Below are 7,847 nucleotides of genomic sequence, written 5' to 3'. Positions count from 1 at the left end.
AGAACATCGAGCACGACCAGAAGATCCGCGTCGGCCACGAGCGCCACGACAACGTGGAGGCCAATAGCTACAGCGAATTCCGCGCCGAAGAACACCGCACCACCCACGCCGACCGCAAGACCGAAATCCGCGCCAACGACCACCTCACCGTCGGCAACAGCCAACACCTGAAGATCGGCACTGGGCAATTCATCGAGGCGGGCAATGAAATCCACCTCTCCAGCGGCCTCAAGGTCGTGCTCGAAGCGGGCAGCGAACTGACCTTCAAGGCTGGTGGCAGTTTTATCAAACTCGATGCCAGCGGCATCACCATGGTTGGGCCTTTGATCAGGATGAACTCGGGGGGACGTCCGGGGAAAGGTTCGGGTGCGGCGCCGGTATTGCCGGGGGAGGTCAAGCCGGCGGATGCGGATAAGGCGGGGCAGTTGTTGATTCAGGCGCAGAAACAGGCGTTGCAACAGGCTGCGCGCACTGCCCTACCGATCTGTGAGATCTGTCAGCAGCTAGAGACTAAGGTATGACGGCCCTATCGCTGATGAATAGTTATTTGCTAGTCGACGGCGCACAGATCGATGGACTGGCCGCCAAAATTTACGCCTTGGAAGAATCGCCCTTGCTTCATCTGCTCTACCAGCAAAGTGCCTATGAGGCGCTGGCCGAAGTTGGCCCGCTGCTGGTAGCGGTACGGCCGCATAGCGAACTTGCGCAGGTATTTCAGCAGGAGTGGCAAGCAACGGCTGGTATCTGGCTCGAGTCCGATGCGAGCGAAGACGATCTGGTCGAGCACCTGCGCAGCTTGATTCATGTGCGCCTGGAAGGTGAACAAACGACTCTGTTCCGCTACCACGACCCACGCATCATGGCTTTATGGCTGGGCCCGCTGAATGCGGACGAGCGCGATCCATTGATGGGGCCGGTGCAGCGTATTCGCCTACCGGCAAATTCTGGCGCGAAACTGGCGCTGCTACGCGAGAACAAGCCGCAGACCTTTGCGCGCTATGACGACACGCCTTGGCTGCGGCTCTCCCAAGAACAACTGGAACAGTTAAACCAGGCCAAGCACGCCTGCTTCGATCAGCGTCTGCTGGCCCATCTGCGGCGTTTCTTCCCTGAATCGCTACAGGGCATGGATGCTGCCGCCCAGCAGCAATTCGTCACCCTGTGTCGTCAAAGCGCGGCACGCTATGGCTATAGCGCGGCCGATGAAGTCGCCCGTTGGGCGGGCTTGTTGGCCGAGTTGGGCAGTGATTTTCCGCAGGCTCCCGAGCACGACACTTATTGCCAACTGCTCGAACAGCGTGACTTGTTGCCGGCACAGCGCCTGGACAACCTCATCGCCGAGCTGCAATGCCAGTTGCTGCGCACCGACAAGGAGTCAGTCGCATGACCGCCCGAGCTCAGGATCGAACGTTACGCCTGGCCCACGCCGACCAAGCCGCGCAACAGGACTTCGAAAAGGACGACCTGTCCAGCCCCATGGCCAGCTGTCCGGCGCGCCAGGCCGAGGTTTTTATCGTTCCCGTGCGCTATGCCCTGGCCGAACAGCCAGCCGCGCATAAGCGCTGTAGACCAGCGAGCGGAACCCAGAGCCATCCCATGGCCCTGCGCCGCTTGCGCCCCGGTTACCTTTATCTCTGGCACGACCAAGGACCGCTGCGCCGCTTTGCCGTGGCCGCCGACGGCCAGTTGCTGGAGCAGGGACTGGATGACGCCGCAAGCGCCGTAGCCAACGGCAGCAGCGCTGGCATCGCACTAAACAAACAATACGAGGCCCTGTTGCTTTATACCGAAATCCCTTTAACCGCTGCCGTCCACCAGCGCCTTGCGGGCGAGCCGGACGAGCGTCGCGCCCGCATGCGCCGCATCAGCCTGACTCAAATCGCGCGCACCTTGGAGGCCGACCATTGCCCGGCCCTGGATAGTGCCGAACAGGTCATGGCCGAACTGATGCCCGAGATTCGCGAGCGGGCCCTGTCCCACGACTACGCGCAGAACGGCGACGCCTACCGCGGGGGTGTGGATACCCTCGGCAAGCAGATGATGGACGAACCTACCCCCGAGCGCATTCAGGCGTACGTCCATGCCCGTACCTGGCTGCACGAGCGCGAACGGGCCGCCGCCCGCCAGCCAGAAGCTGCCGAACACGCGCCCGGCGAATGGAGCGCGGAACCATGGGACGTGCCGGCAACGGAGACCTGGCTGAGCAGCGCGCGCAGCCAGGCTGGCGAGCTTCACGGGGTGTTCGCCAGCCTGGACGATGATCTGGGTGTATTGCGTGATCTGAATCATGAGCAAGGCATGGTCAACCTGCGGGAGGAAGCCTGGGATCACCAGAACGCCCATAAAGGTCTGATTGCGGGCTTTATCAATAGCCTGATCACCGAAGACGGCGCGGAGCTGAGCAACCTGCTCAATTACCGCTATCGCGACCGCGATATCCAGCTGACCCCCGAGCAAGGCGAAACGCTGCTCAAGGCCAAGCACGAACTCAAGCCTTTGCTGGATGAAGAAACCGAAGTCAATCAGCGTCTGAGACACCAAATCGGCCATGCCGCGGCGGATGCGCGAATAGCCGACATCCGCCACCGCGAAGAACTGGTATTAGCGCCGACCAGGCCGATTATTCCAGCCGATCTGCATGGGCAAATTCAAGGCGTGGTCATGGCCTATCAGGCCGAGAAAACGCGCAATATGACCGACGCCAAAAGCGGTGCTCAGGTCGCCGAACGAGTCCAGTTAGCCAGCATGCAGGAGTGGATTGCCAAGGTTGCCGAGCCGCACCGGGAATGGCTGACCGCACGCCGCGACGTACTGCACCGCGATATGTCGACTTATCTGACTCGCCACGGCCAGGCGCTCTGGTATGCCGACTATGAGGACGGTACATATTGCAGCTGGTTGAGCGAATTGTCGCTCAATAGCCTCAGCGAGTTGTGCAGCACCGGTGCGGGCACCCAGTTGGCCATCAACCTGTTGCGTTCGCCCTCTGTTGAGCAACCGTTCAGCTTGCTGAGCAGCGGCTTCACGCCTCCGCTGGTGGAATTGGCGGATCGTGCCAGCGATGTAGAAGGGGCATTGACCAGCGCAAATCAGGCGGCGGTCGGAGAGCTGATCGGCAGCCTGGTAGCCAGCGGCAAGTTGGCCTGGCTCGGTGACTTGGGCGGCCCTGCAGGAGACGACTGGAGCAAAGCGGTATCGCGCTTGTCTGCGGCCTTCGCCTCCTTGCAAGTCGAGCACCTCTCCGCCACGGCGGCGGTGCCGGCCAATCTGATCCGGCGCTTTCCCCGGCCGTTGCAAGGCCTGCTGCTGATCATGCGCCTGTGCGTGGACGCCCCGATTAAGGCCGGCAATATCGGCTTTGCGCTCAGCGGCAGTGTTGGGCAGCGCCTGTGGGACTGGGGCCAGCAAACCGGTCAGCGTTTGCAGAAAGGCTTGGCGCCGACCGTCACCGGCGTCAGGAGTCTGAATACCTTTGGCGGCGTTCTCCCCCTCGCCGCATTGCTGCTGCACTTGAACAACGTGCGGGAACTCAATGTGCGTGACCAGCATCGAGAAAATGACGATGTGCGCGGCTGGGAGCATCTAGCCGAGAGCTTCAAGATGGGGGCGGCCTTTTCGGCGGTGGTGGGAGCGGCGTGGGAGGCAACGGGGCAAGTAGAAATTGAGTGGCGTGGATCGAAAGCCCCGATCGTAACTCTGTTTGGTGCCATAACCGGTGGCATGGCTATGGTTGGTGCCGCCTTTGATTTGGCAAAGCTTTCCTCCGAGATGCAGAAGGAAGGCGCCTACTGGACAAGCAACCATTGGGTTCGTCTGGGTCATGACGGTGCCGTTCTCGGCCTGATGGCTGCGCAAACCGGGCTGGGCGGCCATGCCACCTATATGGCGCTGACCGGCCAATGGACCACCCAGCAGGCGATCAAATGGTTCACCCTGCGCATGGTGCCGTTGAACTGGATTCTGCTGATCGTCGAGGGCTTATACCTGGCCTGGAACTACTTCAAGGACAGCGAGCTGCAAGCCTTTCTCGAACAGTGCTGCTGGGGTAACGAACGGCGCTGGGGCGACAGTCCCGCCAGTCAGGGGGAGGAACTGCAAAGCCTGATCGACCTGCTATTCAAACCGCGTCTGCTGGCCGAATCCAGGCTGGTCAGCCGGCAGATTGGCCATAGCGGCAACAACATCGTGCTGGATAGCCAAACAGCGAGTTTGCAACTGTTTTTACCCGGTGCCGACCCCAAGAGCACCCAGTTGTATGTAAAGCTGATTGCCTTCGACAAGCTCAATGCCCCAACCGACTGCACCCGGCAATGGCTGAACAACCTCGAATGCCACTGGCTGCCCATCCACCAGGGCATGGGCCTGCGCCTGGCCGGCACAGTACCGCGCCGGGCCGACTGCACGTACTGGCAGCTCCAGGTTCTGTACCATAGCCCGCTGGCCATGCAGGCCGGCTCCCTCGACCCGCAAGATCCGGTGGTCGGCGGCGGTATGGGCATGCGCTATATCATCACCGGCTCGACCATCGTCGAGCATGGCTCCAGTGACGGCCCCCTGCTGAGCGACTGCTACAGCTCCGTAGCTGTAAGCCCTGAGCTGCTAGAACCCAAGGATGCGATATGACCGATCACGCCGGCGAAGTAGAACAAGGCTTGCTCTGGAAGCAGGAGCACCTGGCCCCTTTACCCATCCCCACCGGCCAGCCCCCTAGCGATCTGATGAATATCATCTGGCGCAAGAACGAGGTCTATCTGGATATTGGCAGTTTCGCCATGGCCGCAGGTTGGCTGACACTGCACTGCCTATCGGTCATGTTTATGGCGATCTTTATCTGGGTCGCACTTACTACTAGCGACAGGATTGGTCTGGCAATCGTTACCCTTCCAATGTGTGCCCTGATGGGCACCCTCTGGTATTTCTTTATCAAACAGTGGCGCAAACCACTGACGCCGCCGATCCGCTTCAATCGCCAGCGCCGTGAGGTCTGCATCACCGAGCCGGACGGCAGCTACTGGTTCGTGCCCTGGGAGCGTGTATATGCCATCGCCCCAAGCGTCACCAACCTGGGCACCTATGGGGCGACCAAGCATGGCAGCCTGCTGCTGTGGTTTCCACTCAAGGGCCAGGAACATGAAACCTACGGCCCCGACAAGAAGGGTTGGGTGCTGATGGTCAATCCCGGCGGCGGGATTTCCTCGATGGCGCAGTGGGAGTGTATTCGCAGCTTTATGGAAGTGGGGCCAGATGCAGCTCCAGAACCATCGGTTATTCGTAATAAAGGCATGAGCCTTTGGCAGAGCTTTACTCATGATTTCATGCAAGCAGTAAAGTCCAGAGGCTGGCTGCTGGCGTTTCTGTGGGAAGGGCTCGGTAGTGTGGTTTTCAACGGCTTTTTGCTAGAGCATTTACTGCGCAAGAAACTCGCCCATATCCCCGACCTCACCGCCCCCGAAGTCGTCGAGTGGTCCAAGCCCCTGCCACCCGCGCAATGGGCCAAACGCTCGCCCGAACTGGATCTGGCCATCGCCGAGCGCGAGGCTGAACTGGCCGCTGCATGACCGAACAAGCCGGTGATACAAAGCAAGGCCTGCTCTGGAAGCAGGAGCATCTGGCCCCATTACCCATTACCCATTACCCATTACCCATTACCCATTCCAACCGGCCAACCCGCCTGCGACCTGATGAATATCATCTGGCGTAAAAACCAGGTGTTTCTGGATGTCGGCAGCTTTTCCATGGGGGCGGGTTGGCTGACTCTGCACATGGGAACATTTTTATTTATTGCGATTTCTGTTTGGTTCGCTGCAAGCGCTTCTGGCGTTCCAGCTCTGACTTGGGTCGACTTTTGGGCTAGCCCATTGTTGGGGGCGGCGATTATGGGGCCGCTTTGGTACTTGTTTATCAAACAGTACCGCAAGCCGCTGATCCCGCCGATTCGCTTTAATCGGCAGCGCCGTGAGGTCTGTATCACTGAACCCGATGGTAGCTACTGGTTTGTTCCTTGGGAGCGGGTGCATGCCATTGCCCCCAGTGCGTTCAGTCTCAATACCGGCGGCGCCAGCAAGCACGGCAGCCTGCTGCTGTGGTTCCCGCTCAAGGGGCAAGAGCACGAAGATTATGCCCCCGACAAGCAAGGCTGGGTGCTGATGGTCAATACCGGCGGTGGTATCTCCTCCATGGCGCAGTGGGAATGTATTCGCAGCTTTATGGAGGTAGGCCCGGAGGCAATACCCGAACCGCTGGGGAACATTTGTGGCTTGAGCCTAAAACACATTTTTTGGCGCGAGTTCTATAAGTCCTGCCAGGAAAGAGGGCTGTTTCTCACGGTGGTTTGGGAAGTTGGCATCATGTTCCCAATATTCAACCCGATGGGGGCCCATTGGATCACGCGTAAAAAACTCGCTCATATCCCCGAGCTAACAGCGCCTGAAGTGATTGAGTGGTCCAAACCGCTACCCCCGAGCGATGGGCAAAGCGCTCACCTGAGCTGGAAAAAGCTATCGCAGAACGAGAGGCGGAGCTGGCGGCTGCATGACCGAAAAGGCCAGTGAAACCAAGCAGGGCCTGCTCTGGAAGCAGGACCATCTGGCCCCGCTGCCCATTCCAACAGGCCAGCCTGCCAGCGACCTGATGAATATTATCTGGCGTAAAAATCAGGTGCTGTTGGATATCGGTAGCTTCTCCATGGGGGGAGGCTTCATCACCCTGCACTTAGGCACGTTTATATCTGTAATGATCGTTGCATACGTCGTCTCAACAGGCGATTACTGGGCTGCTCTCGCATTATTTAGTGCTGGGGCAGGGCTTATGGGCACCCTTTGGTACTTGTTTATCAAGCAGTACCGCAAGCCACTGATCCCGCCGATTCGCTTTAATCGCCAGCGCCGTGAGGTCTGTGTCACCGAACCCGATGGTAGCTACTGGTTTGTTCCCTGGGAGCGGGTACATGCCATTGCCCCCAGTGCGCTCAGGCTCAATACCGGAGGCGCCAGTCAGCACGGCAGCTTGCTGCTGTGGTTCCCGCTCAAGGGGCAACAGCACGAAGATTATGCCCCCGACAAACAAGGCTGGGTGCTGATGGTCAATACCGGCGGTGGAATGTCCTCCATGGCGCAGTGGGAATGTATTCGCAGCTTTATGGAGGTAGGCCCGGAGGCAATACCCGAACCGCTAGAGAATATTTGTGGCTTGAGCTTAAAACAGATTTTTTGGCGCGAGTTCGACAAGTCCTGCCAGGAAAGAGGGCTTTTGCTCACTGTGGTTTGGGAAATTGGCATCATGTTCCCCATATTCAACCCGATGGGGGCCCATTGGATAACGCGTAAAAAACTCGCTCATATCCCCGAGTTAACAGCGCCTGAAGTGAGTGAGTGGTCCAAACCGCTACCCCGCGAGCAATGGGCCAAGCGCTCGCCTGAGTTGGAGCAAGCCATCGCAGAGCGAGAGGCGGAGTTGGCCGCTGCATAACCACGCCCTCGCCAGTAACAGCGATAGGGGCGGCTCTCGAGACCTCTTGATAAAGCCAACATCGAGCCGCCGCCCAAGGTACTTTCAGTACCCGCTGCGCAAGAACGATGTCTCTATCGATATCGGAAGAGCAGTTGAATGCCATAATTCAGGGCGTCGCTCGCAGCAATGGATATCCCGCTGTTCGAGAAACACCGCGCAAACGACCCGACCACGGCGGCACATGACCGCCGCACGGGCCGCCCCGAGCGCTACTGGCGTGATATGGATGATAAGACCTGGGAGGCGCAATTGATGCAGAACCTGGGCCGGGTCAACGCCTACAACATCACAAGCCGCCTCAACATCATGGCTCGCCATGTACGTTATGCCGATTGATT

7 protein-coding genes are annotated in these 7,847 nt (G+C 59.3%); all 7 read left to right on the top strand.

Going from position 1 to position 7,847, the window contains the following annotated elements:
- Positions 1-521, top strand: a 521-nt coding sequence (locus LO50_RS19400) for a bacteriophage T4 gp5 trimerisation domain-containing protein (RefSeq protein ID WP_044316053.1), incomplete at its 5' end; no start/stop codon positions are given.
- Positions 518-1,387: a DUF4123 domain-containing protein gene (locus LO50_RS19395; protein WP_052816829.1), complete on the top strand. Its 870-nt coding sequence runs from the start codon at positions 518-520 to the stop codon at positions 1,385-1,387. The genes LO50_RS19400 and LO50_RS19395, both read left to right, overlap by 4 nt.
- Complete coding sequence (locus LO50_RS19390) at positions 1,384-4,623, top strand: toxin VasX (protein ID WP_044316052.1); 3,240 nt, start codon at positions 1,384-1,386, stop codon at positions 4,621-4,623. Before LO50_RS19395 ends, LO50_RS19390 begins: the two co-directional genes overlap by 4 nt.
- Positions 4,620-5,558, top strand: a complete 939-nt coding sequence (locus LO50_RS19385; RefSeq protein ID WP_044316051.1) for a hypothetical protein — start codon at positions 4,620-4,622, stop codon at positions 5,556-5,558. Before LO50_RS19390 ends, LO50_RS19385 begins: the two co-directional genes overlap by 4 nt.
- Before the next feature lie 123 nt (positions 5,559-5,681).
- Positions 5,682-6,551: a hypothetical protein gene (locus tag LO50_RS19380; protein ID WP_052816828.1), complete on the top strand. Its 870-nt coding sequence runs from the start codon at positions 5,682-5,684 to the stop codon at positions 6,549-6,551.
- Entirely contained in the window at positions 6,532-7,467 is a 936-nt protein-coding gene (locus tag LO50_RS19375; RefSeq protein ID WP_044316050.1) for a hypothetical protein, read from the top strand. The genes LO50_RS19380 and LO50_RS19375 overlap by 20 nt, the downstream gene beginning before the upstream one ends.
- Before the next feature lie 168 nt (positions 7,468-7,635).
- Entirely contained in the window at positions 7,636-7,845 is a 210-nt protein-coding gene (locus LO50_RS19370) for a hypothetical protein (protein WP_336434175.1), read from the top strand.
- Positions 7,846-7,847: the final 2 nt, after the last annotated feature.

It is taken from the genome of Stutzerimonas stutzeri (assembly GCF_000935215.1).
GTDB lineage: Bacteria > Pseudomonadota > Gammaproteobacteria > Pseudomonadales > Pseudomonadaceae > Stutzerimonas.
Note: the sequence above shows the minus strand (reverse complement) of the source record. Positions and strands in the feature narration are given on the sequence as shown.

Coding starts and splice junctions, on each gene's coding strand:
- LO50_RS19395 (WP_052816829.1), top strand. CDS start 518: ATGACGGCCCTATCGCTGATGAATAGTTATTTGCTAGTCGACGGCGCA.
- LO50_RS19390 (WP_044316052.1), top strand. CDS start 1,384: ATGACCGCCCGAGCTCAGGATCGAACGTTACGCCTGGCCCACGCCGAC.
- LO50_RS19385 (WP_044316051.1), top strand. CDS start 4,620: ATGACCGATCACGCCGGCGAAGTAGAACAAGGCTTGCTCTGGAAGCAG.
- LO50_RS19380 (WP_052816828.1), top strand. CDS start 5,682: ATGAATATCATCTGGCGTAAAAACCAGGTGTTTCTGGATGTCGGCAGC.
- LO50_RS19375 (WP_044316050.1), top strand. CDS start 6,532: ATGACCGAAAAGGCCAGTGAAACCAAGCAGGGCCTGCTCTGGAAGCAG.
- LO50_RS19370 (WP_336434175.1), top strand. CDS start 7,636: ATGGATATCCCGCTGTTCGAGAAACACCGCGCAAACGACCCGACCACG.